The following is a 24,897-nucleotide window of genomic DNA, read 5'->3' on the forward strand; positions in this document are numbered from 1 at the left end:
CTTTACGCTTCAATAGTTACGAGCAGAAATCCAGGGGCAGACGGCGCGGCACGAACTGGCCTTTGCCCAGCTGCTCTGCATCACGCAGGGTTCGCCATGTGTAGTTAAGCGCGGTCTGTACCGCACTGGCGAGGTTTTCACCCTGGGCCAGACGACCGGCCAAGGCGCTGGCCAGCGTGCAACCGGAACCGTGATAGCTGCCGGGCAAGCGCTGGCAGGTAAAGGTTTCGCGGCGACCGTCGCGGCTGTAGAGGCGGTTGTGGATTTCGTGTTCGTCGCCATGGCCGCCAGTGATCAGCAGGTGTTTGACGAACGGCAACAGTTTTTCGGCGCATTCGTCGGCCGTGCCTTCTGGCAGTTCGGCGAGGATGCGCGCTTCGGGAAGGTTAGGGGTGGCGATGATGGACAGGGGCAGCAGGCGTTCGCGCATGGCGTAGCCGACTTCGTCCTTGCCCAGTCGTCCGCCACCGCCGGCGCGCAGCACCGGGTCGCAGACCACCGGCAAATGCGGGTGCGCCGAGAGCAGTTCGACAACGGTGTCGACCATCTCCAGGGAACCGAGCATGCCCAGTTTGACCGCAGCGACTTCGGAATCGTTGAGCACGGCATTGGCCTGGGCCAACACCCACTCACGGTCGAGGACGCGAAAGTCAGTGACGTTGACCGTGTCTTGCACGGTCAGGGCAGTGACGGCCGGAGCCGCATGGCAACCCTGGGCGAGCAGGGCTTCGATATCTGCCTGCAAGCCGGCGCCACCACTTGGGTCGTGGCCGGAGAGACAGAGGACAACGGGGCGAGAGCTGTAGATATTCATGGTGCGCGAGCTTACCACCAGTCGACCAGCGAGTCATGAGACGGACTTGTAGCGGCTGGCGAAGCCTGCGTCCGGCTGCTACAGGGATATGTAAAACGGCCGATGCATTGATAGAACCTGACCAACCACGCTGATTTTGCGCAAAATTTGTCGCTGGAACGCCCGTACTAGAGCCTCTGCAGTAAATTTTTCAATGGTGTTCAATGGCCACCAGCGGCTATGCTAGAGTGGATCCAAACCAATAACAGGTAATGCCGGTTTTACGTCTACTCAAAGGGAATGAGGGGCTTCCTGAGATAACCGGACAGGCCACGCTGGGGCTTAAATGCGCTATTTGCTGATGTTGCTGCTTTGCTTGCCCCTCATGGCGAGCGCCGTCGAGTTCGACGAATTCACCCAGAGCCTTCCCCTGGGCCGAGTCATGCAGGTGTACGAAGACGCGGGTGGTCAGGCGACCATCGCTGATGTTCGTGCGCAGGCTGCGGCCGGAAACTTCAAACCCCACGACAAAGCCACGCTCAACGCCGGGTACTCGCGTTCGGTGTTCTGGCTAAAAATCGATCTGCATTACCGCCCGACCAACCCCGCGGCGCAGCGCACCTGGTTGCTCGAGCTGGCCTATCCGCCCCTCGATCACCTTGATCTGTACTTGCCCGATGCAACCGGCAGCTATCAATTGGTGCGGCAGACCGGTGATGCCTTGCCGTTTGCCACTCGCGAGATCCGCCAGAACAACTACCTGTTCGATTTGAATTTCACCCCAGACCAGGCGCAAACCGTCTACTTGCGCCTGCAAAGTGAAGGCTCGATTCAGGCGCCGGTGACCTTGTGGTCGAGCACCGCGTTTCTTGAAGAACAACCGGTGCGCCTCTACGTTTTGGGGCTGATCTACGGCGTCTTGTTGGGGATGTTGGTGTACAACCTGTTCATCTACCTCAGCGTGCGAGACACCAGTTACCTCTATTACATCTTCTACATTGCCTCGTTTGGCCTGTATCAGCTGTCAGTCAACGGCGCGGCCGTGGAGTATTTCTGGCCGAATAATCCCTGGTGGGCCAACGCGGCCACGCCGTTCTTCATCGGCTGTGCCGGGCTGTTCGGCAGCCAGTTCGCCCGCAGCTTCCTGCAGACCGGGTCCTACGGTCGCTGGCTCGACCGCTTGTTGCTGGCATTGATTGCATTCGGCGCGGTGGTGATCGGGTTGTCATTGATGGCCAGTTACGCCCTGGCCCTGCGCCTGGCCACAGCGTTGGCCTTGACCTTCACCGTGGTGATTTTCGCCGCCGGGTTGTGCGCCTGGCTTCGCGGCCTGCGGGTGGCGCGCTACTTCATCATTGCCTGGTCGGCGTTTTTGCTCGGCGGCATCGTCAACACGCTGATGGTGCTGGGTTACCTGCCCAACGTGTTCCTGACCATGTATTCGAGCCAGATCGGTTCGGCGATTGAAGTCGCCTTGCTGTCGCTGGCCCTGGCCGACCGCATCAACGCCATGCGCGAGCAGCAGGCGCAAACGTTGTTTGATGCCGGCCAAAAGCTTGAAGTGCTGAACCAGCAACTGGCCCACAGTAACAAGCTCAAGGACGAATTCCTCGCCACCCTGACCCACGAATTGCGCACCCCCATGAACGGTGTGATCGGTTCTTTGGAGTTGATGCAGACCGTCGAGATGGACCCGGAACTGGAGCAATACCAGCAGACCGCCGCCGGTTCCGCGCGGGACATGATGCGCATGGTCAACGGCATCCTGACCCTGACCGAATTGCAGGCCGGCAAGCTCAAGGCCACGCCGGCAACGTTCAGCTTGCGCGGTGTGGTCGATGCCTTGCGGGCGCAGTTCGAGGGCAATGCCTCGAGCAAGTCGCTGGACTTCAAAGTCGACGTCACGTCGGGGCTGCCGGACCGCTTGCACGGCGACAGCACCAAGCTGGCGCAGTGCCTGGAATGCCTGCTGGACAACGCGATCAAGTTCACCCGGGTCGGCGGGCTTGCGCTGCGGGTGACCGGCAAACCGGTGGAAAACGGGCGGCTGTCGTTGTCGTTTGCGGTGATCGACACCGGCATCGGCTTCACCGATCTGGGGGAGGCGACGATGTATCAGCGTTTCTTCCAGCTCGACGGTTCGATGACTCGCGAGTACGGCGGCCTGGGCGTAGGCCTGGCGATTTGCCGGCAACTGGTCGAATTGCTCGGTGGCCGCCTGACACACCGTTCGGAGCCGGGCAGTGGCAGCCGGTTCCAGCTGGATGTCGACTTTGAAGTGCCCGTGGTAGAGCGCCCGCACGTGCCGTTGATGAGTGGTGATCCAGCGCGTTTGCGCCTGCCTCAGGATTGCAGCGTGCTGCTGGTCGACGACAACAGCGTCAACCAGTTGGTGATGCGCGGCATGTTGCTCAAGCTCGGGTTTCGGGTGCGTTCTGCGGACAACGGCGCGGCCGCGCTCGATCAGTTGCAGCGTGAAACCTTTGACGCGGTGCTGCTCGACTGCCAGCTGCCGTCTCTGAATGGCCTCTCGTTGTGCTGCCAGATCCGCGACTTGCCGGGTTGCGCCGAGTTGCCGGTGTTTGTGGTCGCACTCAGCGTCGATCGCGAACGCTGCCCGACCGGCGACATGATCGATTACCTGAACAAACCGGTGAAATTCGAAGATTTGCAGGCCGCCCTGTATCGGCGGGTGTTGTGCCCAAGGCAAGGCGAAAGCGCCGACAGTTAGGCGGATATGCCACTTTGTTCAGCCTCGGGGCAGTGCTTAACTGAATCCCTTGGCTGACCCAAAGGAGCCCCGTCATGAACCTGCATCAGTTCGCCGAAACCCACGAAGTCACCAACCAGCCACCGTCGCTGGACGGCACTAACCTCTACCGCATCGACCTGCCGTTGCAGGAGTGGTCGCGACGGTTCGGGGCCGGTTGGGCCGAGTCGCGGATCGACGCCTATGGCGCACTGGCCGGCGGGTCGCTGATGGAGGCCGGGTTCCTCGCCAATCAGAACAAACCGGTATTCGTCAGCCATGACCGTTATGGCCATCGCATCGATCTGGTGGAATTCCACCCGGCCTATCACCAATTGATGCGCACTGCCGTCGAGCACGGGCTGACGTCGTTGCCCTGGGCGCATCCACAGTCCGGTGCCCATGTGGCCCGCGCGTCCATGAGTTACTTGCACAGCCAGGCCGAGGCCGGCAGCGGTTGCCCATTGACCATGACCTTCGCCAGCGTCCCGGCGATGCGCCTGCAACCGGATCTGGCCGAGCAGTGGCTGCCGAAAATCCTCTCGACCGAATACGACCCGCGCAATGTCGGCATGGCCCACAAGGCCGGTGTGACCATCGGCATGGCCATGACTGAGAAGCAGGGCGGCACCGATGTGCGCGCTAACACCACCAAGGCCTATCCGGTCGGCGCCAGCGGCCCGGGCCAGGCTTACGAACTGGTGGGACACAAGTGGTTCTGTTCGGCGCCGATGTGCGATGCGTTCCTGACCCTGGCGCAGACCGATAAGGGTTTGACCTGTTTCCTGCTGCCGCGCCATCGCCCCGACGACACGCGCAATCAGTTCTACATCCAGCGCCTGAAAAACAAACTGGGCAATTGCTCGAACGCCTCCAGCGAAGTGGAATTCCGTGGGGCACTGGCGTGGATGATCGGCGAAGAAGGACGTGGCGTGCCGACCATCATCGAGATGGTTGCCATGACCCGCTTCGATTGCATGGTCGGTTCCAGCGCGCTGATGCGTCAGGCGCTGACCCAGGCCAGCCATCACTGCGCGCACCGCAGCGTTGGCGGCAAGCGGCTCAGCGAACAACCGTTGATGCAAAACGTGCTCGCCGATCTGGCGCTGGAAAGCGAAGCCGCCCTCGCGTTGAGCCTGCGCATGGGCAAGGCGCTGGATCATCTGGACGACAGCCATGAAGCGAAATTCGCCCGACTGGTAACGGCAGTGGGTAAATACTGGATCTGCAAACGAGCGCCCGCGATGATCAATGAAGCCGCCGAATGCATGGGCGGCGCCGGGTATGTCGAAGAAAGCATCCTGCCGCGCCTGTATAGAGAGGCGCCGGTCAATTCGACGTGGGAAGGTTCCGGCAACGTGCAGTGCCTGGATGTGTTGCGCGCTTTGTCGAAGGAACCGGGTGTGCTGGATGTGTTGTTCAGCGAACTGGGCGATGGTCATGGCGACAAACGCCTGGCCGCGCACATCAGCCAGTTGCAGGCGGCATTCAAGGACACCAGCGACATTCAGTACCGCGCGCGGCAACTCACCGAAGATATTGCATTGGGGCTCCAGGCCAAACTGTTGCTGGAGGCCGGCAATTCGGCGGTCAGTGATGCGTTTATTGCCAGTCGGCTAGGCTCGGCCGGGCGGGTGTATGGCGCGTTGCCGCGAGGGCTGGAAGTGGAAGCGATTGTCGCCCGCGCAACCCCGCAAGGTTTCTGAGCGCGATGAACACCACTGAGCCCGCTCCCACAGGTTCAGTGGTGTCTGAGAATTGCTGTACTGGCAACATTCCACTGTTCCCGTGAAGCGACGATGCAGGCAAGATGAAGGTCTGCAAGTCAGAACACAGGATGCTGATCGTGACCGAAGCTTTTATTGTCGTTCAAACCGCCGAGCAAGCCGTGGACCGGCTTGCGCTCTTGCACAATCGTGCAACCACCGCGCTGAACCAGGCGCTCAAGCGTTACCTCAAGGATCGTGTCGAGCCGGACGCCGAACAGCGTGCGATGTTTCGTTATCCTGAACTGCGTCTGACCTATCACTGCCAAGGCGAAGTCCCGCAGACCACGCGTGCCTACGCCAAGGTTCAACTGCCGGGGACCTACAGCGTCACCGTCACCCATCCGGCCGCTTTCCGTAAATACCTGCTGGAACAACTCGTGCCATTGATGCACGACTTCACCGTGACCGTCGAAGTCGGCGTCAGCCAGCAAAACATTCCTTATCCGTACGTGGTCGAGCAGGGCGATGAACTGGCCGGCTCCGGCGTGACCGCTGCGGTGCTGGCGCGGGTGTTCCCGAGCACCGATTTGTCGGCCGCCACCGATGGCATTGCCGATGGTTTGTACGATTGGGAAAACACCGACCCGCTGCCGCTGGCGCTGTTCGACGCCGCGCGGGTGGACTTTTCCCTGCGTCGACTGGTGCATTACACCGGCAGTGACTGGCGTCATGTGCAGCCGTGGATCCTGCTGACCAACTACCACCGCTACGTTGACCAGTTCATCGTCCATGGCCTGGAGCAATTGCGCAGCGACCCGCGTTTTGTGCGCATGATCTTGCCCGGCAACGTCATCATCGAAAAAAGCATGGACCACGGCGAAGCCTCGGCGATTGCTGCGGGCGTGGTCTGGCACCGTTACCAAATGCCGGCCTATCACCTGATCGCCAGCGATGGCCACGGCGTGACGCTGGTGAACATCGGCGTCGGCCCGTCCAACGCCAAGAACATCACCGACCACCTGGCGGTGTTGCGTCCGCATTGCTGGCTGATGATCGGCCACTGCGGTGGCTTGCGTCAGTCCCAGACCATTGGCGACTACGTGCTGGCGCACGCTTATATGCGCCGCGACGGGATTCTCGACCGGGTCGTGCCGCCGAACATTCCGATTCCGGCCCTGGCTGAAGTGCAGATGGCGTTGCAGCAAGCGGCGGCCAACATCACCGGCGAAAAAGGCGACGAGCTGAAGAAACGCCTGCGTACCGGCACGGTATTGACGTATGACGACCGTAACTGGGAATTGCGCTGGGCGCAGGAGCGTCCGTTGATCAACCTGTCGCGCGCTGTCGCAGTGGACATGGAAAGCGGCACTATCGCCGCCCAGGGCTATCGTTTGCGGGTGCCTTACGGCACGTTGCTGTGTGTCTCGGACAAACCGTTGCACAGCGAAATCAAGCTGCCGGGCTCGGCCAACGCCTTCTATGAGCGCGCGGTCAGCCAGCACTTGAAGATCGGCATCGAAGCGGTGGACCTGTTGCGCACCGAACTCAACTCGCTGCATTCGCGCAAACTGCGCAGCTTCGACGAGCCACCGTTCCGCTAACAGTCATGGTCATTTAACGGTCAGAGCACTAGCATTAGCAGCCCTGACCGTTAGATGTTTCTTTCCCCATGCCCCGTCCACCACGTCCCGCTCCTCGCCGTCCTGGCGCGAATACACCATCCTCAGCCCCGCGCCGTGTCGCCAAGGCGCCGCCGGCCGAGCCGAAGCTGATCCTGTTCAACAAACCGTTCGACGTGTTGACCCAATTCAGCGACGGCGAAGGGCGGGCGACGCTCAAGGATTACATCGAGATTCCCGGAATCTACCCGGCAGGACGGCTGGACCGCGACAGTGAAGGCTTGCTGCTGCTGACCAACGATGGCCAGCTCCAGGCGCGGATCGCCGACCCGAAACACAAACTGGCCAAGACCTATTGGGTGCAGGTGGAAGGCGAGCCGAGTGCCGAGCAATTGCAGCGTTTGCGTGATGGCGTTGAACTGAACGACGGCATGACGCTGCCGGCCGAGGCGCGGCAGCTTGAAGAACCGGAGCTGTGGCCACGCAACCCGCCGGTGCGCTTTCGCAAAAGCGTACCCACGAGTTGGCTGGAATTGGTGATTCGTGAGGGGCGAAACCGTCAGGTGCGGCGCATGACGGCGGCGGTCGGCTTGCCGACATTGCGGCTGGTGCGGGTCAGAATCGGCGACTGGACGATCGAAGGGCTCGATCAGGGCCAGTGGAAAGAAGTACCGGCGCGTTTATAACGTGCCGGATTCGATCAGGCCGATCACCACGCTTTTGATCACGAACGCGGCCACGCCCAGACCCAGCACAAAGAACAGAATCATCGAGCCAAAGCGCCCGGCCTTGGACTTCTTCGCCAGATCCCAGACGATGAAACCCATGAAAATGATCAGGATGCTGACAAGGCCCGTCATCATCCACTCTTCAAATACTGCAGGATCCATCGAACATCTCCAGCGCAGGCGCGGCTAAAAGGGCGCGGCGAGTATACGCCACGGGGGATTGGCGATGTATTGACCTGCGTCGGTGTGTCGCAGTCATTCGTCGCTTGTGCCGGCCCTATCGCGAGCAAGCTCGCTCCCACAGGGGATCTTTGGTGCTCAGAAGATCCAGTGTGGGAGCGAGCTTGCTCGCGATGGCGTCCTCAGCTGCGCAAATGAGTCAGCGGTAATTCAGTGCTATTGAGCACCTGATTCAATACAAAACTCGACCGCACACTCGTCACCCCTTCAATCCGGGTCAGGTGCCCCAGCAGCAGTTTCTGATAGTGATCCATATCGGGCACCACCACCTTCAACTGATAATCCGCATCCATCCCCGTCACCAGGCTGCATTCCAGCACCTGCGGCAAGGTACGAATCGCCGCTTCAAAGTTTTCGAACCGCTCGGGTGTGTGTCGGTCCATGCCGATCAGCACGTAGGCCGTCAGGCTCAAACCGAGCATTTTGCGGTCGAGCAGGGCGACCTGACGGGTGATGTAGCCGTCGTCTTCCAGCTGCTTGACCCGGCGCGAGCATGGCGAAGGCGACAGGCCAATGCGTTCGGCCAGTTCCTGGTTGGAGATGCGCGCGTCACGCTGCAATTCCGCCAAAATGCTCAGGTCGTATCGGTCGAGTTTGCTCATCAATCAGGCCTTTGTCGTAACTATTGCGGCAGATTATCTATCCAGGGTTAAAAATTGCGCAAGTGATGTTTATTTGAGCAATCTTAGCAATCCTCTGCCGGCGCCTCAGGCCTATCCTTATCACCAGAATCACTGCTCGGACAAACAGTCCACAGCGACTCGCCCAATCAGGCCAGTCGCGGCCGCCACCCCCACCGGGGATGTGCCGGCCCCCGAGCTACACACTGTCCAGAAGACGGCGTGAGGTGAGCCGGCGTCATAAGCGTCGAGCACGGACGAAGTTCTCAAAGGGAGGCCGACGGGTCTCCCTTTTCTTTTGCCCGCGATTTCTCTTCTGCCCTCAATAAATAAGTTTCGCGACTGATAACCTGTTGCAGAACCGGTCTGTGCTTTTCCAGTCTTACGTACAGGCCCTAACCCGCAGTGAGGAAAAGCATGAAGTCGCGCATCTGGCGTTTGGCCGGTGTTGGTTTGCTGTGTGTTGGTGTCGCTGCACAATCGCTGGCCGATGATCAGCAAAACCGTGGAAACGATGGCGGGCAGCATGGGCCGGATGGCCATCAGGGCAACGGTCAGGGGCATGGCAACAATCAGCAACGCCCGCAGAACAATGAGCAGAATAATCAGCCCCGTCCGCAGAACAACGAGATCATTCGTGGCGAAAACAGCCGCCAGTTTGAACATAACGGCCAAAACCAAAACAACGGTCAATGGCAGAACCAGAACCAGCCACGACCGCAGCACGACTACAACAACCCGGTTCGCTCGCCGCCACCGCCGCCGCAATTACCCGCCAATGACCTGCCGATTCAGGGCCGGCCCGATACCGTGCGCCAGACCCAGCAGCCGCAGCGTGGGTACTATCAGGACAATCCGCGCAACAACGGATACAACCAGCAGTGGCAAACCGGCGGTATGGGCGCACACCCCAATGATCATTACTGGGCAGGGCGCCCGAATGGTCACGGCAACGGTTGGGGACCCGGTCCGCAGTATCGGCCCGGTCAGGTGATCGATCGTTTCCCGGATCGCGATTACCGCGTGCCTTACGGCGGTCGGGATTACTTCTATTCCGGCGGCTACTGGTATCGCCCGCAAGGCCCGCGTTACGTGGTGGTGCAGCCGCCGCGCGGGATTCGTGTGAGTTACTTGCCCGATTACGCCCGTGAAGTATGGATTGGCGGAGCGTTGTTGTTCCTGGCCGCAGGCTCGTATTACGCCTATCAGGAAAGCACTCAGGACTACGTCGTGGTCGAACCGCCCGTGCAAGCGCAGCCTCAGCCGACGAGCAATGGTTATGACGTCACGGCCTATCCCGCCAACGGTCAGTCACCGGAGCAAGTCAGTCAGGACGGCTACGAGTGCTATCAATACGCGGTGCAGCAAAGCGGCTTCGATCCAAGAACCGCCACCTACCAACCGGATCCTTCGGTGGTGCAAGCCTACCGCCAGGCCCAGGGCAATTGCCTCAGTAGTCGCGGCTATCAGGTTTCTTTCTGAGTCCTGGTGGCCAACGCCACTTCCTGCGGGTCGGCGTGCACCAGCACTTCGGCTCGCGGGTAGGCGGCGTGGATGGCATCGGCGGCTTGATCGCTGATGCCGTGGGCAACTGAAAGCGTCAAATCCCCCGGCAATTCCAGGTGCAGTTGCACGAACCACTGGTTACCGGAAATCCGTGTACGCAAATCATGCGCCCCCAGAACACCCGGCACGCTGCACGCCAGTTCCAGCATGTGCTGACTGACATCCGGTGGCAGTTCTGCATCCATCAACACCGTGAAGCTTTCCCGAGCGATCTGAATCGCGCTCCAGAGAATGTACGCGGCAATCCCCAGACCGAACCACGGGTCGACCTGATGCCAGCCAAACCCGGCCAGCACCAGCGCCACCAGAATGCTGCCATTGAGCAGCAGGTCCGAGCGGTAATGCAGCGAGTCTGCACGCACCGCGTTGGAGCCGGTGGCCTTGACCACGCGATGCTGCACCATCAGCAACGCCAGTGTCAGCACCAGGGAAAACACGATCACCCCGATGCTGATCCACGGCGCGCCGACCGGCTCCGGGTGTTGCAGCCGGTCAATCGCCTGCATGGAAATCAACACCGCACTGCCGCCAATGAACAACGCCTGGGCCATGCCCGCCAGCGACTCGGCCTTGCCATGCCCGTAACGATGGTCGTCATCGGCCGGGCGCAAGGCGTAATGCACTGCCAGCAGGTTGAGCAGCGACGTGACGCCGTCGAGCGTCGAGTCGGTCAACCCGGCGAGCATGCTCACCGAGCCGCTCAACCACCAGGCGATGGCCTTGGCGACGATCAGCGTACACGCCACCGCCACCGAGGCACGGGTCGCCAGCCGCAGCAGGCGGGCATGTTCGGAGCTGGAAATCATAGGGGCAGCTTTTCCTTTTGGTGCACCGATTACGCGGCGGGTTGCAGGCCGAGCAGGGCCAGTTGCTGGGTGCTGCCTTTGTGTTGGATCAGGCGTGGGTCGTCCAGCGGGAAGCTGCGGCCCAGTTCAGTTTCGAGAATAGTCTGCAACTTGTGGTTATCGACCTTGCCGTCCGCTCCGATCGCTTCCTTGAGCTTCTCCGGATCGACCTGAGCCGTCTTGCCAGGCTCGAAGTAAATCGCGCCGGTGGCGAAGTCGACCGCAAACGCGATCAGGCCGGGGATGATGTAGAACAACAGGCCCACGGCATCCAGCGCGGCGATGGCCGGGTCAATCTTGCCGTCGATTTGCCCACGGCGGTCGGGGTAGAAAATCGAGCCGCAAGCGGTCACTTGGGTGAGCAGGGTTGCAACCAACACACCGCCAATCAGGCGAAAGGGAACACGCATATGAAATCTCCTGGGTAATTTCAAAACGAAAAGGCGTCGGTATGAATTAGGACCCTTACGAACGCCTGGCAGTTCGCCGTTATACTCGCGCCGGCAGGGCGTGCCCACAGTAAATTGCGGCCGCGTCTCACCCCCATTGGGATAGTTGAGGATTGATGTTGTTTTTTTCAGATCGGCAACGCGCAACGGCTGATGAAGTTTTTCGGGGTTCGGCCCTCCGGGCTGAAGCTGTGGACGCGCCATGCTGCGTTGCGGGACTTGGCAAGGAAACGACCCTTACCTGCGTCCCGCGCCTTGCCTGGAACGTCCACAGCTTCAACGTGACTCACAATTTACTGTGGGCATGCCCTGGGGAGCCAGCATGATTTCTTTGCCGATTGATGAAGTTTTACCCGCGCTGCGTGACGCCTTGGCGATACGCCACGAAGCCGTGCTCGAAGCACCGCCCGGCGCCGGTAAGACCACCCGTGTTCCATTGGCCTTGCTCAACGAGGCCTGGCTGGCCGGGCAGACCATTCTGATGCTTGAACCGCGCCGGTTGGCAGCACGGGCGGCGGCGGAGCGGCTGGCCAGTGAAATGGGTGAGAAGGTTGGCGAAACGGTCGGGTATCGCATTCGCCTCGACAGCAAAGTCGGGCCCAAGACCCGTATCGAAGTGGTCACCGAAGGCATCCTCACGCGGCGCTTGCAGGACGACCCGGCGCTGGAAGGCGTTGGCCTGCTGATCTTCGATGAATTCCACGAGCGCAGCCTCGACGCCGACCTGGCGTTGGCCCTGAGCCTGAATGGCCGGGAGCTGTTTCGCGACGATCAGCCGCTGAAAATCCTGCTGATGTCGGCAACCCTGGAGGGCGAACGCCTGGCCGGGTTGCTCGACGATGCGCCAATTCTGCGCAGCGAAGGTCGCATGTACCCGGTGGCGATGCGTTGGGGGCGGCCGTTCCAGCCCGGTGAGTTCATCGAGCCGCGAGTGGTGCAGACCATCCTTGAGGCCTTGAACGATGAAACCGGCAGCCTTCTGGTGTTCCTGCCGGGACAAGCGGAAATCCGTCGGGTCCATCAACAATTGGCTGATGCCTTGGGCGATAGCCCGCAGGTGCTGCTGTGCCCGCTGCACGGCGAACTGGACCTGAATGCCCAACGCGCGGCGATTGATCCAGCGCCGGCAGGCTTTCGCAAAGTGGTGCTGGCAACCAACATCGCCGAGACCAGCCTGACCATCGATGGCGTGCGCGTGGTGATCGACGCGGGGTTGGCGCGGGTACCGCGTTTCGACCCCGGCAGCGGCATGACCCGCCTCGACACCCAACGCATCTCCAAGGCCAGCGCCACGCAACGCGCGGGCCGGGCAGGGCGCTTGGAGCCGGGGGTGTGTTATCGCTTGTGGTCACAGGATCAGCATGAACAACTGGCGGCCTACGCCAGTGCGGAAATTCTCTCGGCGGACCTCGCCGGCCTGGCGTTGCAACTCGGTCGCTGGGGCGTGACGCCGGGTCAGTTGGTTTGGCTGGATGTCCCGCCGGCCGCCGCCTATGCCCAGGCTCAGGACTTGCTGGATCGACTGGGCGCATTGGACGGTGAAGCGCTGACCCGACACGGTCAGGCCATGGCCGAACTGCCGGCGCATCCGCGTATCGCGCATTTGTTGTTACGCGGCCAGGCGCTCGGCTTGGCCGACATGGCCTGCGATGTCGCGGCATTGCTGGGTGAACGCGATATCTTGCGCGGCGCGGGTGCCGATCTGCACAGTCGCTTGGTGCTGTTGTCCGGCGAAGAACGTGCCGCGCGCGGTGCTCAAGGTGGCGTTCAACGGGCCCGGCAACTGGCGCGGCAATATCGTGGTTATCTGCGTGGCAAAGCCTCGGAGCCGGTCAGCGATCCGGATCATCCGCGCTGGCTCGGCGCACTGCTGGCGCTGGCTTATCCCGACCGTGTTGCCCAGCAGCGCCGTGCCGGGGGGGCGGAATACCGCTTGGCCAACGGCCGCGCCGCGTTGTTCGCCGAGGCTGACAGCCTGATGAAACAGGCATGGCTGGTGATTGCCGATCTCGGCAGTCGTCAGGGCCAGCGGGAGGAAAGGATTTATCTGGCGGCGGATTTCGATCCGGCGCTGTTCGACTCGGTGCTCGCCGAGCAAGTGCGCATCGTCGATCAACTGGATTGGGATGAGCGCGAAGGTGTGTTGCGCGCCGAACGTCAGCGCAAGGTCGGTGAACTGATCCTGAGCCGCGAACCGTTGACCGGTCTCGATGAAACTGCGCGCAGTCAGGCGTTGGTCAATCTGGTCCGGCGCAAAGGGCTGGAGCTGTTGCCGTGGACTCCGGAGCTGCGTCAGTGGCAGGCGCGGGTGGCCTTGTTGCGTCAGTTGGATATGGCCGGGAAGGGCGAAAGTGAATGGCCGGACGTCAGCGATGCTGCGCTGCTCAAAAGCCTTGAACATTGGCTGATGCCGTATCTGGGCAAAGTCTCGCGGCTCAGCCACTTTGCCAACCTGGACCTGTCGAGCATCGTCCATAACTTGCTGCCGTGGCCGCTGCCGCAACGGCTCGATGAGCTGGCGCCGCATCATCTGAGCGTGCCGTCGGGGTCGTCGATTCGTCTGGATTACAGCGAGCAGCCGCCGATTCTGGCGGTGCGTTTGCAGGAACTGTTCGGCCTGGCCGAGACCCCGCGCATTGCCGGTGGCCGGCAAGTGATCAAGCTGCATCTGCTGTCACCTGCGCGGCGGCCGGTACAGGTAACTCAGGACCTGGCGAGCTTCTGGCGCAGCACCTATGCCGAGGTGAAGAAGGATTTGAAGGGGCGGTACCCGAAGCATTACTGGCCGGATGATCCATTGGTGGCCGAAGCCACCGCTCGGATCAAACCCCGCAAGTAACTCTTGGGGTAGAACACAAAAACTGTGGCGAGGGAGCTTGCTCCCGTTGGGCCACGAAGCGGCCCCATAGTCGGCCGCCTGAATGTGTCAGATACACCGCATGCAATGGAGATGCGACTGCTGCGCAGTCGAACGGGAGCCAGCTCCCTCGCCACAGGATTTCACTTGGCTCATGTGCTTGCGCCGGCCTTGGCAGTGAGTTGCTCCCGGCAATAGTCGGCAAACAACTGCGCGGGTTTGGTCAGTTGCCCGCGCTTCAACCATGCCGCCACCAATCCCGAACCAGTGACCTCTTCGACGATGTCCACGCACACCACTTTCTGCCCGTCGTAAGTGCATTCCGAATGCGGCCGCGTCACCAGGATCGAAAAGCCGAACCCTTGCCCGACCATGCCCCGGACCATCTCGATCGAGGGTGAGCTGAAGGCAATGTTCGGCGACAGGTTCAATTCCTCGAACAGGCTGACGAAGTACGTCCGGCTCGGTTGCACGTCCAGCAGAATCATCGGCTCCAGGCACAGGTCGCGCAGCGATACCTGCTTGAGTTGGGCAAAGCGATGGTCTGCCGGCAGCAACGCATAGGGTCGCTGCGCCGGCATCAACGGTTCGGTCTGGATGGTGGCGTCGAGGTCGTGTTCGTACAGGATCGCCAGGTCGAAGGTGCCCGACGTCAGGCCTTGCACCAGCTCTTGTTGCTCGCCGTCGCGAATGCGGATTTTCACCCCCGGATACAGCGCCGAGAATCCGGCAATCAATTGCGGCAAGTACAGCGGCGCGACCGTTTCGAAGCAGCCGATGTCGATCTGTCCCGATACCACGTCATTGTCGGCCAAGGCGTTCTGTTCGAACTCCTTGGCCATGCGCAACAGCTCCTGGGCCTTGCGGTAGAAGCGCGCGCCGCTCGGCGTCAAGGACACGCCTTGGGCGTGATGACGGATCAGCAGTTGCACGCCGAAGCTGTCTTCCAGGCCTTTGATCGCCGTGGAAATCGCCGGCTGGGCGATGTACAGCTTGCGCGAAGCCTCGGCGACGCTGCCGCATTCGACGGTGGTGATGAAGTATTTCAGTTGACGCAAGTTGTAGGCAGCCACGGCAAACCTCGGGGTGGATGATCCAGACATCCAGGCAATATTCGCGCCGACTGCGTCCGTTCTGACGACGGTGTTGTTGTGCTTGAACAATAACCACATACCGCGCCACGGGGGAGGTTGGCTGCCCAGTTTTTTCATGGTCTGCGAAAACATTTTTACTATTTTTCGTGGACACGGGGCTGGGCCACCATCCAATCACAAGAAAAGCCCTTGGAGCATCTGAACGTGTTCGAGCTTGCATATTGGCAAAACAAAGCCGCAGCGCTGCAGTTTCCCGACCAGGCCGTGATCGACGGTAAACGCCGTTCGGCGCAGTCCGGCCAGACATTCGTCGCGATCAACCCGGCCACCGGGCAATGCCTGGCCAACGTGACTGCGTGTGGCGATGAAGAGGTCAACGCTGCCGTCAGCAATGCGCGGCAGGTATTTGAAGCCGGCACCTGGTCGGCGCGTTCGCCCGGTGAGCGCAAACAGGTGCTGCTGCGCCTGGCTGACCTGATCATGGTCAATTGCGAAGAACTGGCTCTGCTTGATTCGCTGAACATGGGCAAACCGGTGATGGACGCCTACAACATCGACGTGCCGGGCGCGGCCGGGGTGTTTCGCTGGTACGCCGAAAGCCTCGACAAACTCTACGACCAGATCGCCCCCAGCGCGCAAAACGTACTGGCGACCATCACCCGTGAAGCCCTCGGTGTGGTCGCGGCCGTGGTGCCGTGGAATTTCCCGCTGGACATGGCCGCGTGGAAACTCGCACCGGCCCTGGCCGCCGGCAACTCGGTGATTCTGAAGCCCGCCGAACAATCACCGTTTTCCGCCCTGCGTCTGGCTGAACTGGCGCTGGAAGCGGGTTTGCCAGCAGGTGTATTGAACGTGCTGCCGGGCCTCGGCGAGCAGACCGGCAAAGCCCTCGGTTTGCACCCGGATGTGGATTGTCTGGTGTTCACCGGCTCTACCGAAGTCGGCAAATACTTCATGCAATATTCTGCGCAGTCGAACCTCAAGCAGGTATGGCTGGAGTGCGGCGGCAAGAGCGCGAACCTGGTGTTCGCCGATTGTCAGGACCTCGATCTGGCCGCTGAAAAAGCCGCGTTCGGGATCTTCTTCAATCAGGGCGAAGTCTGCTCGGCGAATTCGCGATTGCTAGTGCAACGCTCGATTCATGACGAGTTCGTCGAACGCCTCATGGCGCACGCGGAACGCTGGCTGCCGGGCGATCCACTGGACCCGTCGAGCGGCGCCGGGGCGATTGTCGACAGCCGCCAGACCGCGCGCATCATGAAGTTCATCCAGCAAGCGGAACGCCAGGGCGCGACAAAAGTGTGCGGTGGCCGGCAGTCGATTTTCAACGGCTCTGACAACTTCATTCAGCCGACGATTTTCACCGGCGTGACCCCGGACATGCCGCTGTTTCGCGACGAAGTATTCGGCCCGGTGCTGGCGGTTACCGCATTCGATGACGAGGCCAACGCTTTGCAACTGGCCAACGACAGCGTCTACGGTTTGGCTGCGTCGCTGTGGACCGATGACCTCAATCGCGCCCACCGTGTGGCGCGGCAATTGCGAGCGGGGACCGTATCGGTCAACAGCGTTGATGCACTCGACGTGACCGTGCCTTTCGGCGGCGGCAAACAGTCCGGTTTCGGCCGTGACTTGTCGCTGCATTCATTCGATAAATACACCCAGTTGAAGACCACCTGGTTTCAGCTGCGCTCATAACAGCCGCTAACAACAAAACGGAGAACTGGCGATGACCACACCACGTGAAACCCGCGACTACCAGGCCGCCGACGCTGCGCACCACATCCATGCATTCGTCGATCAGAAGGCACTCAATGACGAAGGACCCCGGGTGATGGTTCGTGGCGAACGCCTGCATCTGTGGGACAACGACGGTCGGCGCTACCTCGACGGCATGTCCGGGTTGTGGTGCACCAACCTCGGTTACGGTCGCAAAGACCTGGCGGCGGCAGCGACTCGGCAACTTGAGCAACTGCCGTACTACAACATGTTTTTCCACACCACTCACCCGCAGGTGATTGAGCTGTCGGAGCTGTTGTTCAGCCTGCTGCCGGGGCACTACAGCCACGCGATCTACACCAACTCCGGGTCTGAGGCCAATGAGGTGCTGATCCGCACCGTGCGGCGTTACTGGACGATTCTCGGCAAGCCCGAGAAGAAAATCATGATCGGTCGCTGGAACGGTTACCACGGCTCGACCCTGGCCGCGACGGCGCTCGGTGGCATGAAGTTCATGCACGAAATGGGCGGCATGATTCCCGATATCGAGCACATCGACGAGCCGTACTTTTTCGCCCACGAAGGCGACCTGACCCCGGCCGAATTTGGCCTGCGGGCAGCGCAGCAACTGGAAGCAAAGATTCTCGAACTGGGCGCGGACAAGGTCGCCGGCTTCATTGCCGAACCGTTCCAGGGGGCGGGCGGGATGATCTTTCCGCCAGAGAGTTACTGGCCGCAAATCCAGCGCATCTGCCGCAAGTACGACGTGCTGCTGTGCGCTGATGAAGTGATCGGCGGCTTCGGTCGCACTGGCGAATGGTTCGCCCACGAATACTTCGGTTTCGAGCCGGACACGCTGTCGATTGCCAAGGGTTTGACCTCCGGTTACATCCCGATGGGCGGGCTGATTCTGTCGAAGAAAATGGCCACCGTGCTGGTGGAACAAGGTGGGGTGTTTGCCCACGGCCTGACGTATTCCGGGCACCCGGTAGCGGCGGCGGTGGCGATTGCCAACCTCAAGGCGTTGCGTGATGAGGGCGTGGTGACGCGGGTCAAGGATGACATCGGCCCGTACCTGCAACAGTGCTTGCGCGAGGTGTTCGGCAATCACCCGTTGGTGGGGGATATTCAGGGTGTCGGCATGGTCGCGGCGCTGCAATTGGCCGAGGACAAAACCAGCCGCAAGCGCTTTGCCAACGAGAACGACATTGCGTGGCGTTGCCGCACGATTGGCTTTGAAGAGGGGGTGATTATTCGTTCGACGCTGGGGCGGATGATCATGGCGCCGGCGTTGATTGCCAGTCGTGAGGAGATTGATGAGCTGGTGGGCAAGACCCTGAAAGCAGTGGATCGTACTGCTCAGGAATACGGCCGACTCTAAGAGTGTCGGAAGGTCCTTCGGACCTTATCGCGGGCAAGCCCGTTCCCACAGGAATTGTGTCGGCCTCGTAATCCGGGCATGACACGGGACCTGTGGGCGCGGGCTTGCCCGCGATAGCTATCGTCCATTCACTACCGTTTTCCAATCGTGCACCCACCTCGGGCGTCCCCGCCCACAGCGCTCTTTCGCGGTGCGCGCTACACAGCTTTTTCATCATTCGCCTCGACATATTTCCTAATTTTCCTTCTCCCCGCACTGGGCCAACATCGACTTCGCCAGTCAGCCCGATGCTGCCCGCCACAAGGTCCATCAGAGACCTGAGGTGACAGCTGATGTCCAGGGCCGCTGGCCGTACTGCCCATCAAAACTAAATCAACAGCTTTGGGAGTGCTCCATGATCAAGTCCTTGCTAACCCGCATCGCTCATCCATTGGCGATCACCGCCATCGCCGCCACGGTCGCCACCAGCGCCCAGGCCGGCACCCTCTCTATCGGTCACACCACCTGGGTCGGCTACGGCACCCTCTACCTGGCTCAGGACCTGGGCTACTTCAAGGAAAACGGCTTGACCGTCGAATTGCCCGTCGTCGAAGAGGCTTCGATGTACATGGCCGCGCAGGCCTCGGGCGAGTTGTCGGGCTCGGCGTCGACCATCGACGAAGTGCTGAAATACCGTCCGCAATTCTGCTTCAAGGCTGTGGCCGCGCTGGATGACAGCCATGGTGGCGACGGCGTGCTGGTGGGCAAGGACGTCAAGAGTCTGCAGGAGCTCAAAGGCAAAGCGGTGGCGGTGAACGAAGGGTCGACCTCGCAGTTCTGGTTGTCGTATTTGCTGAAGAAACACGGCATGACCATGAGCGACATCACCGTGCAGAACATGACAGCCGACGATGCGGCTACCGCGTTCATCGCCGGTCGGGTGCCGGCCGCCGTGACATGGGAGCCGCATCTGTCGATGGTGCGTGACAAGAAACAGGGCAAGGTGCTGATCGACAGTAGCAGCACGCCGGGCGTGATTGTCGATGTGGTCGCACTCAACTGCGCCGTCATCGAAAAGCAGCCGGAAGACGTCAAGGCCCTGGTCGCCGGTCTGTACAAAGCGGTCCAGTACACCAAGGACCATCCGCAGGAAGCCTACAAAATCATGGCCAAAGGCGTTGGTGGTTACCTCGCCGATCCGAAGGAACTGGCCGCCGCCGCGCAAGGCGTGCGCTTCTACGATCAGGCCATGAGCGAAAAACTCCTCGGCTCGCCAGGCAAGCCGGGCGACAGCGAACCGCTGATCAAACTGGCCAATGAAACCGCCAGTGAATTGCAGGGCAAACCCTACAACGTCAGCAATGACGATTTGATCGACAACCGTTTCGTCACCCCGCTGTAGGAGGTTTGCATGTTCAAGCGCAATTCATGGCTGAGCCGCTGCATCACGCCCAAGACCGGCCTGCCGGTGCAGGTGATCTGGAGCGCAAGCGGCTTGGCCTGGGTATTGTTGATCGGCCTGTGGGCGGGATTGTCCTATGGCGGTGTGGTACCGGGCATGTTCCTGCCGACACCGGGTGCGGTGGCCGAAGCCGCCGTACGCCTGGGCCGCGACGGCACCCTTGGCCTGCATGTGTGGGCCAGTCTCGAAGTGGTGATGGTCGGTTTCATTGTCTCGTCGCTGGTGGCGGTGCCGCTGGGGTTGCTGATGGGCAGCTTCCGTATCGTCCAGGCGTTCCTTGAGCCGATGGTCAATTTCATCCGCTACCTGCCGGTCACCTCGTTCGTGCCGCTGTTCATTCTGTGGATCGGGATCGGCCTGGAGCAGCGGGTCTCGGTGATCATCTTCGGTGTGTTCTTCCAGCAACTGGTGATGATCGCGGACGTGTCCAAAGGCATCTCCAAGGATTTGATCAACGCGTCCTACACCTTGGGCTCGACCCGTCGCGACGCGGTGCTGCATGTGATCGCCCCGGCCTCTTTACCGGGTGTGCTCGACACCTTGCGCGTAACCATGGGCTGGGCCTGGACCTACCTGGTGGTTGCCGAACTGGTCGCCGCTTCCAGTGGCCTGGGTTACTTGAGCCTTAAAGCCATGCGTGGCTTTCAAGTGGATGTGATTTTCCTGGCAATCGCGATCATCGGCCTGTTGGGCCTGGTCACCGATCAGCTGTTCCGTTTCCTACGTCTGAGGATCGCCGCATGGGCTCAGTAAGCGCCGTCAACCCTCGCTTCGTCACACCCTCGGCCGCCCCGGTGCAGGCCGCTCCAAGGCTGCAAGTGGACAAGGTCAGCCTGCGCTATCAGAAACCTGACGGCGGCATGTTCACTGCGCTGGAGCAGGTATCGTTCGAGGTGCCGGACCAACAATTCGCCGTGCTGGTCGGACCTTCGGGGTGCGGCAAGTCGAGTTTGCTGTACCTCACCGCCGGCCTCAACGAACCCACCGAGGGCGAGATCTACGTCGGTGGCCAGCAAGTGCAGGGGCCGGGTGCTGACCGCGGCATGGTGTTCCAGAGCTATACGCTGTTCCCGTGGCTGACCGTGCGCCAGAACGTCGAATTCGGCCTCAAGCGTCGCGGCATGGCGGCTGCCCAGCGCAAGGAGATCGTTGACTACTACGTCAATGAAGTGGGCCTGAGCGGGTTTGCCGATAACTACGCCAAGCAGCTGTCCGGCGGCATGATGCAGCGTGTGGCGATTGCCCGCGCGCTGGCCAATGATCCGCAGATCCTGCTGATGGACGAACCTTTCGGTGCGCTCGACAGCCAGACGCGCCTGCAAATGCAACAGCTGTTGTTGCGGGTCTGGGGCAACAGCAAGAAGACCGTGTTGTTCGTGACCCACGATATCGACGAGGCGGTTTTGCTCGGCGATCGGGTCTACGTGATGGGCGCCAGGCCTGGGCGGATCAAGCAGATTCTGGATGTGCCGATCGAACGCCCACGGACCCTGGACATGGTCATGGAGCGCTCGTTCATCGACATGAAGCGCAAGATCTTCGGGCTATTGCATGACGACCTGGAAGAGGTGCATTAACGCCGGCCCTGCACCCATCCCTGTAGGAGTGAGCCTGCTCGCGATTGCGGTGTTCCAGCTACATTGATCTCGACTGACACGACGTCATCGCGAGCAAGCTCGCTCCCACAGGTTTTGTATTGTCAGTTGGCAGGTAGCAGGAACCGCGCAATCACCGGCAAGTGATCAGAGATGCGCAACGTATCGTCCTGCCTCACCATCGCCTCGACCCGCTTGAGGCGCGGGCTGTAGAACAGGTAATCAACCGTGCGGTCCGGGCCGCTCAAGCCGGGGTCATTCGGGTAATGCGTCAACCACTGGGCCCGATCAGCGCCGCTGGCTTCGTTGTTGGTCGGGATCATCGGGTACTTGTCCCACAGCACATGCAGCGCGCTGTCGGCCGAGTAGGGCGTGCGTTGTTCCTCGGGCAGTCGGCGAAACTGCCCGAGCGGCAACAGATTGAAATCGCCACCGATCAACCACGGCGTGCCACGGCCTTCGAATTTGTCGAGGACCTTGGCAACAGCCGTTACTTGGGCTTGCAGGGTTTCGTCGGGCTGGATGAGGCGGTCCAGGTGGGTGTTGAGTACCGCCATCTGACCGCCGTCGTTGAACGGCAGGTAAGACACCAACAAGGCGTTTTTCGGTTTGAACTGGCGGCTGATCAGGTTGGCTGATGCGACCGGCAGTTGCAGGCGTTCGGCATGTTCGATCTGGTAGCGGCTGAGCGTCGCTAGTTGCCGGCCGACGCTACCGAAGATATGCGGATCCGGCACGAAGTCTGCCTTCCAGTCGAAGGCGTAAGCGCTGCACGGATACAGGTCGGCGACCCGCTCTTGCAGCAGTTTGAACTGGTGTTGGTAATCGCTGGTCTTGGCGTTGTCATCGAGCTCCTGCAACAACACGATGTCGGGGTTTTCGTCGCGTATCACCCGCGCCACTTCGTCGAGGCTGAAGGCCATGTCTTCGGGGGTGGGGTTTTCATCGGCGCCCTGCGCGAGGTCGTTCCAGAACACATAGCGTTTACCCGCCAGGTACTGAACGTTCCAGGTCATCACTTTTAATGCCTGACCGGGTACCAGGGTGGGCGCTTGAGTCGTGCAACTGACCGGCAGCACTTCCTTGGGGTCGGGGCGCCAGGTCAGGTTGTAAATCAGCAATGCGATCACGCCGGTCACGATCAACAGGCTCAGCAGGGTGTAGCGCAGTAGACGGGTCATGGCTCGGCTTATAGCGTTACAAAAGGTGGCCCCGAGCATAACCGAGACCGGAGCCGAAGCCCACGGTCAGAGCGGCCCCTCAATCTTCTCGGGCGTATCGCCGATCAGCATGAACAAGCGGAACAACACCACGCTGGTGAACAGTTGCAGGAAGCTGTGGGCGCTGTCGATCAGCAGGGAAATCACCGGGTTTTGCGGGTCCGGGTACACCGCGAGGGTGGCGCCCTTGAGCACCCAAAGCGGACCCATCACACACAGGATGCACACCAGAATGCGCATGAAATGGCCGCGGGTCAGGCGCAGGCTTTCTTTCATGGCCGCCAATGGGGCCATGCCACGCAACACCAGCAGGTACTCGCCGAAGGCCAGGGTCACCATCAGATAGATACCGGGCAGGAAGTACAGCGACAGACCGAGCAGGATCAACAGGGTGTTAAGTGCCGTGAGCAGGGCGAAGCGCGGCCACAGGTACGCCGAACGTGTCAGCAGGTCACGGTTGCGCGGCGATTCACCGCGGCTGCGGGCGTCGAGAAACAGGATCAGGGCCGCGGTGTACAGCGGATAAACCAGCAAGCCGACGATGACACTGACGCCGGGAAAACTGTCCGGCTCGGTGGAGTGGTCGACAATTTGTTGCAGCAGCGCCTCGAAGATCACCAGCGGCAGGCACAGTTGCACGATCTGCCCCAGATTGCGTTTGAAGAAATACAAGGAGTCACGCAGTACATCGAACGGATTCATCAGTCGGTATCGCAGGTTGGAAGCAGTGGTCCACTTTAACCGATCAAACCCTTGGGGGCGCAAACGTAAACGTTAGGTAAAGCTCATTGAAACAACTTGTTTCAGCCTCCATTAAGGTCGAGCACCTTATCCTCTTTGGAAAAGGACAACGATTTTCCCCGGCAATCTACGAGGTCGCCATGAACAGCGAAGAACAAACCCTGATCGATGGACTGTTTTCCCGGCTGCAACAGGCCGAAACGGACTCAGCCCCGCGCGATGCCCTGGCTGAGGCGCGGATCAAGGAACACCTGACTCGCCAGCCTGCGGCCGGCTATTTCATGACCCAGGCGATCCTGGTTCAGGAAGCTGCCATCAAGAGCCTTGACGAACAGAACAAGCAACTGACCCAGCAAGTGCAGCAATTGCAGGCCGAACTGCAAGCGGCCAAGGCACAGACAGCGGCCCCGGCGCCAAGCGGTGGTGGCTTTTTGTCGAGCATCTTCGGTGGCAGTGCCCGCGATCCACAGCCCGCACCGACCCAGAGCGCCCCATCGTCCACGGGCGGCTGGCGTGAACCGGCACGGCCATCGTTCAATTCACAGCCACCGCAGCAGAATTTTGGTGCCGCGCCGCCCCAACAAAACTACGCCCCGCAGCAACAAGCTCCGGCGGCGGGCAGCAGTTTTCTCGGTGGCGCGTTGAAGACCGCGGCCGGTGTCGCGGGTGGCGTGATGCTGGCACAAGGCATCAGCAGCCTGTTCCATCACAATCAACAGCCGGAAGTGGTTGAAGTGATCAAGGAAGAGCCGGCGCAGGTCAATGACCAGAGCAACGGCGGTTGGGGCGATGACCAGCGTATGGCTGACAACAGCACCAATGATCAGGGCGGTTTTGCCGACACTGATTACAGCGATGACAGCTCGTCATTTTTCGGCGGCGATGACGACGATTCCTTCGTCTAAGACGCCATTCGTCCGGGGCGCGACCGTGCCCCGGGGCGATTATTCGCGGAACAATCCTTCGGGCTGGCATACTGGGCGACTTTTCGGGCCAGGTGCCTGATCTCGCCTGCGCGCCTGTGCGCCAAGAGGAAACCCGCGGTGAAAAAAATCGCAGTGTTCGCCGATGTCCAAAACCTCTATTACACCGTGCGTCAGGCCTATGGTTGCCACTTCAACTACGCCGCGCTGTGGGCTGACATCAGCAAACAGGGCGAGATCGTCGAGGCCTACGCCTATGCGATCGATCGTGGCGACAGCAAACAGCAGCAGTTTCAGCAGATCCTGCGCAACCTCGGCTTCACCGTGAAGCTCAAGCCCTACATCCAGCGCAGCGACGGTTCGGCCAAGGGCGACTGGGACGTGGGCATCACCCTCGACATCATGGACGCCGCCGATCACGTCGACGAAATCGTGCTGGCCTCCGGTGACGGTGATTTCGACATGTTGCTGGAACGCATCATCAGCAAGCACGGGGTGCAAGCGGTGGCTTACGGCGTGCCGGGCCTCACGGCCAACTCGCTGATCCGCGCCGCCAGCCGCTACGTGCCGATCGAAGGCGCGTTGCTGCTCAAGAATTGATTTTTACG

Annotated in this window: 21 protein-coding genes; 13 read left to right on the top strand and 8 right to left on the bottom strand. The window is 60.9% G+C overall.

The features are described 5' to 3' along the window. Positions 1 to 16: 16 nt before the first annotated feature. On the bottom strand, positions 17 to 814 hold the full coding sequence (locus AB4N43_RS20710) for a hydroxymethylpyrimidine/phosphomethylpyrimidine kinase (RefSeq protein WP_027924276.1): 798 nt from the start codon (positions 812 to 814) through the stop codon (positions 17 to 19). A gap of 325 nt (positions 815 to 1,139) precedes the next feature. Between AB4N43_RS20710 and AB4N43_RS20715 the strand changes: the two genes are divergently transcribed. The 4 genes from AB4N43_RS20715 to AB4N43_RS20730 all read left to right on the top strand — a co-directional run bounded on the left by AB4N43_RS20715 (position 1,140) and on the right by AB4N43_RS20730 (position 7,556). Further along, entirely contained in the window at positions 1,140 to 3,524 is a 2,385-nt protein-coding gene (locus AB4N43_RS20715; protein WP_027924275.1) for a hybrid sensor histidine kinase/response regulator, read from the top strand. A 74-nt stretch (positions 3,525 to 3,598) separates the two neighbouring features. Next, complete coding sequence (locus tag AB4N43_RS20720; RefSeq protein ID WP_027924274.1) at positions 3,599 to 5,248, top strand: acyl-CoA dehydrogenase family protein; 1,650 nt, start codon at positions 3,599 to 3,601, stop codon at positions 5,246 to 5,248. A 104-nt stretch (positions 5,249 to 5,352) separates the two neighbouring features. Beyond that, the gene (amn, locus tag AB4N43_RS20725) at positions 5,353 to 6,852 is read left to right on the top strand and encodes an AMP nucleosidase (RefSeq protein WP_172825928.1); all 1,500 of its coding nucleotides are present in this window, start codon (positions 5,353 to 5,355) and stop codon (positions 6,850 to 6,852) included. A 68-nt stretch (positions 6,853 to 6,920) separates the two neighbouring features. Then, positions 6,921 to 7,556 (top strand): pseudouridine synthase, encoded by a 636-nt coding sequence (locus tag AB4N43_RS20730; RefSeq protein ID WP_027924272.1) that lies wholly within the window; start codon positions 6,921 to 6,923, stop codon positions 7,554 to 7,556. Here AB4N43_RS20730 and AB4N43_RS20735 read toward each other — a convergent pair. Next, on the bottom strand, positions 7,551 to 7,760 hold the full coding sequence (locus AB4N43_RS20735; RefSeq protein ID WP_027924271.1) for a DUF2788 domain-containing protein: 210 nt from the start codon (positions 7,758 to 7,760) through the stop codon (positions 7,551 to 7,553). The genes AB4N43_RS20730 and AB4N43_RS20735 overlap by 6 nt on opposite strands. 200 nt (positions 7,761 to 7,960) lie before the next feature. After that, positions 7,961 to 8,440 (bottom strand): Lrp/AsnC family transcriptional regulator, encoded by a 480-nt coding sequence (locus AB4N43_RS20740; protein WP_007894448.1) that lies wholly within the window; start codon positions 8,438 to 8,440, stop codon positions 7,961 to 7,963. Positions 8,441 to 8,875: 435 nt separating this feature from the next. Between AB4N43_RS20740 and AB4N43_RS20745 the strand changes: the two genes are divergently transcribed. After that, on the top strand, positions 8,876 to 9,940 hold the full coding sequence (locus AB4N43_RS20745) for a DUF6515 family protein (protein ID WP_027924270.1): 1,065 nt from the start codon (positions 8,876 to 8,878) through the stop codon (positions 9,938 to 9,940). Here AB4N43_RS20745 and AB4N43_RS20750 read toward each other — a convergent pair. Then, positions 9,925 to 10,830, bottom strand: a complete 906-nt coding sequence (locus tag AB4N43_RS20750) for a cation diffusion facilitator family transporter (RefSeq protein WP_027924269.1) — start codon at positions 10,828 to 10,830, stop codon at positions 9,925 to 9,927. The two genes, AB4N43_RS20745 and AB4N43_RS20750, sit on opposite strands and share 16 nt — an antisense overlap. A gap of 29 nt (positions 10,831 to 10,859) precedes the next feature. Further along, on the bottom strand, positions 10,860 to 11,279 hold the full coding sequence (locus AB4N43_RS20755; protein ID WP_027924268.1) for a hypothetical protein: 420 nt from the start codon (positions 11,277 to 11,279) through the stop codon (positions 10,860 to 10,862). Between the two features lie 361 nt (positions 11,280 to 11,640). On the opposite strand from AB4N43_RS20755, the gene hrpB reads away from it, so the two are divergent. Next, positions 11,641 to 14,157, top strand: coding sequence for an ATP-dependent helicase HrpB (gene hrpB, locus AB4N43_RS20760; protein ID WP_460151902.1), 2,517 nt, complete (start codon positions 11,641 to 11,643; stop codon positions 14,155 to 14,157). A 170-nt stretch (positions 14,158 to 14,327) separates the two neighbouring features. Here the strand turns inward: hrpB and AB4N43_RS20765 are convergent, their stop codons facing one another. Then, complete coding sequence (locus tag AB4N43_RS20765; protein WP_027924266.1) at positions 14,328 to 15,248, bottom strand: LysR substrate-binding domain-containing protein; 921 nt, start codon at positions 15,246 to 15,248, stop codon at positions 14,328 to 14,330. 225 nt (positions 15,249 to 15,473) lie between these two features. Between AB4N43_RS20765 and AB4N43_RS20770 the strand changes: the two genes are divergently transcribed. From AB4N43_RS20770 to AB4N43_RS20790, 5 genes are all read left to right on the top strand, one after another. Further along, complete coding sequence (locus AB4N43_RS20770) at positions 15,474 to 16,967, top strand: aldehyde dehydrogenase (RefSeq protein WP_460151903.1); 1,494 nt, start codon at positions 15,474 to 15,476, stop codon at positions 16,965 to 16,967. Positions 16,968 to 16,998: 31 nt separating this feature from the next. Then, complete coding sequence (locus tag AB4N43_RS20775; RefSeq protein ID WP_059182109.1) at positions 16,999 to 18,369, top strand: aspartate aminotransferase family protein; 1,371 nt, start codon at positions 16,999 to 17,001, stop codon at positions 18,367 to 18,369. A gap of 394 nt (positions 18,370 to 18,763) precedes the next feature. Beyond that, complete coding sequence (locus tag AB4N43_RS20780) at positions 18,764 to 19,750, top strand: ABC transporter substrate-binding protein (protein WP_027924263.1); 987 nt, start codon at positions 18,764 to 18,766, stop codon at positions 19,748 to 19,750. A 9-nt stretch (positions 19,751 to 19,759) separates the two neighbouring features. After that, positions 19,760 to 20,563, top strand: coding sequence for an ABC transporter permease (locus tag AB4N43_RS20785; protein ID WP_027924262.1), 804 nt, complete (start codon positions 19,760 to 19,762; stop codon positions 20,561 to 20,563). Beyond that, a complete protein-coding gene (locus tag AB4N43_RS20790; protein ID WP_027924261.1) occupies positions 20,551 to 21,387 on the top strand; it encodes an ABC transporter ATP-binding protein in 837 nt (278 codons plus the stop codon). Before AB4N43_RS20785 ends, AB4N43_RS20790 begins: the two co-directional genes overlap by 13 nt. Positions 21,388 to 21,509: 122 nt before the next feature. Here AB4N43_RS20790 and AB4N43_RS20795 read toward each other — a convergent pair whose 3' ends face one another. Together AB4N43_RS20795 and AB4N43_RS20800 are read right to left on the bottom strand one after the other, a co-directional pair. Continuing rightward, complete coding sequence (locus tag AB4N43_RS20795) at positions 21,510 to 22,586, bottom strand: endonuclease/exonuclease/phosphatase family protein (RefSeq protein ID WP_460151904.1); 1,077 nt, start codon at positions 22,584 to 22,586, stop codon at positions 21,510 to 21,512. Between the two features lie 66 nt (positions 22,587 to 22,652). Continuing rightward, on the bottom strand, positions 22,653 to 23,327 hold the full coding sequence (locus AB4N43_RS20800) for a YciC family protein (RefSeq protein WP_027924259.1): 675 nt from the start codon (positions 23,325 to 23,327) through the stop codon (positions 22,653 to 22,655). A gap of 179 nt (positions 23,328 to 23,506) precedes the next feature. Between AB4N43_RS20800 and AB4N43_RS20805 the strand changes: the two genes are divergently transcribed. Both AB4N43_RS20805 and AB4N43_RS20810 read left to right on the top strand, forming a co-directional pair. After that, the gene (locus AB4N43_RS20805) at positions 23,507 to 24,271 is read left to right on the top strand and encodes a DUF2076 domain-containing protein (RefSeq protein WP_027924258.1); all 765 of its coding nucleotides are present in this window, start codon (positions 23,507 to 23,509) and stop codon (positions 24,269 to 24,271) included. 138 nt (positions 24,272 to 24,409) lie between these two features. Further along, complete coding sequence (locus tag AB4N43_RS20810; RefSeq protein ID WP_007990686.1) at positions 24,410 to 24,889, top strand: LabA-like NYN domain-containing protein; 480 nt, start codon at positions 24,410 to 24,412, stop codon at positions 24,887 to 24,889. Positions 24,890 to 24,897: the final 8 nt, after the last annotated feature.

The sequence above is a fragment of the Pseudomonas sp. S2_B07 genome (assembly GCF_054668435.1).

Coding starts and splice junctions, on each gene's coding strand:
- AB4N43_RS20710 (WP_027924276.1), bottom strand. CDS start 814: ATGAATATCTACAGCTCTCGCCCCGTTGTCCTCTGTCTCTCCGGCCAC.
- AB4N43_RS20715 (WP_027924275.1), top strand. CDS start 1,140: ATGCGCTATTTGCTGATGTTGCTGCTTTGCTTGCCCCTCATGGCGAGC.
- AB4N43_RS20720 (WP_027924274.1), top strand. CDS start 3,599: ATGAACCTGCATCAGTTCGCCGAAACCCACGAAGTCACCAACCAGCCA.
- amn (WP_172825928.1), top strand. CDS start 5,353: ATGAAGGTCTGCAAGTCAGAACACAGGATGCTGATCGTGACCGAAGCT.
- AB4N43_RS20730 (WP_027924272.1), top strand. CDS start 6,921: ATGCCCCGTCCACCACGTCCCGCTCCTCGCCGTCCTGGCGCGAATACA.
- AB4N43_RS20735 (WP_027924271.1), bottom strand. CDS start 7,760: ATGGATCCTGCAGTATTTGAAGAGTGGATGATGACGGGCCTTGTCAGC.
- AB4N43_RS20740 (WP_007894448.1), bottom strand. CDS start 8,440: ATGAGCAAACTCGACCGATACGACCTGAGCATTTTGGCGGAATTGCAG.
- AB4N43_RS20745 (WP_027924270.1), top strand. CDS start 8,876: ATGAAGTCGCGCATCTGGCGTTTGGCCGGTGTTGGTTTGCTGTGTGTT.
- AB4N43_RS20750 (WP_027924269.1), bottom strand. CDS start 10,830: ATGATTTCCAGCTCCGAACATGCCCGCCTGCTGCGGCTGGCGACCCGT.
- AB4N43_RS20755 (WP_027924268.1), bottom strand. CDS start 11,279: ATGCGTGTTCCCTTTCGCCTGATTGGCGGTGTGTTGGTTGCAACCCTG.
- hrpB (WP_460151902.1), top strand. CDS start 11,641: ATGATTTCTTTGCCGATTGATGAAGTTTTACCCGCGCTGCGTGACGCC.
- AB4N43_RS20775 (WP_059182109.1), top strand. CDS start 16,999: ATGACCACACCACGTGAAACCCGCGACTACCAGGCCGCCGACGCTGCG.
- AB4N43_RS20780 (WP_027924263.1), top strand. CDS start 18,764: ATGATCAAGTCCTTGCTAACCCGCATCGCTCATCCATTGGCGATCACC.
- AB4N43_RS20785 (WP_027924262.1), top strand. CDS start 19,760: ATGTTCAAGCGCAATTCATGGCTGAGCCGCTGCATCACGCCCAAGACC.
- AB4N43_RS20790 (WP_027924261.1), top strand. CDS start 20,551: ATGGGCTCAGTAAGCGCCGTCAACCCTCGCTTCGTCACACCCTCGGCC.
- AB4N43_RS20795 (WP_460151904.1), bottom strand. CDS start 22,586: ATGACCCGTCTACTGCGCTACACCCTGCTGAGCCTGTTGATCGTGACC.
- AB4N43_RS20800 (WP_027924259.1), bottom strand. CDS start 23,327: ATGAATCCGTTCGATGTACTGCGTGACTCCTTGTATTTCTTCAAACGC.
- AB4N43_RS20805 (WP_027924258.1), top strand. CDS start 23,507: ATGAACAGCGAAGAACAAACCCTGATCGATGGACTGTTTTCCCGGCTG.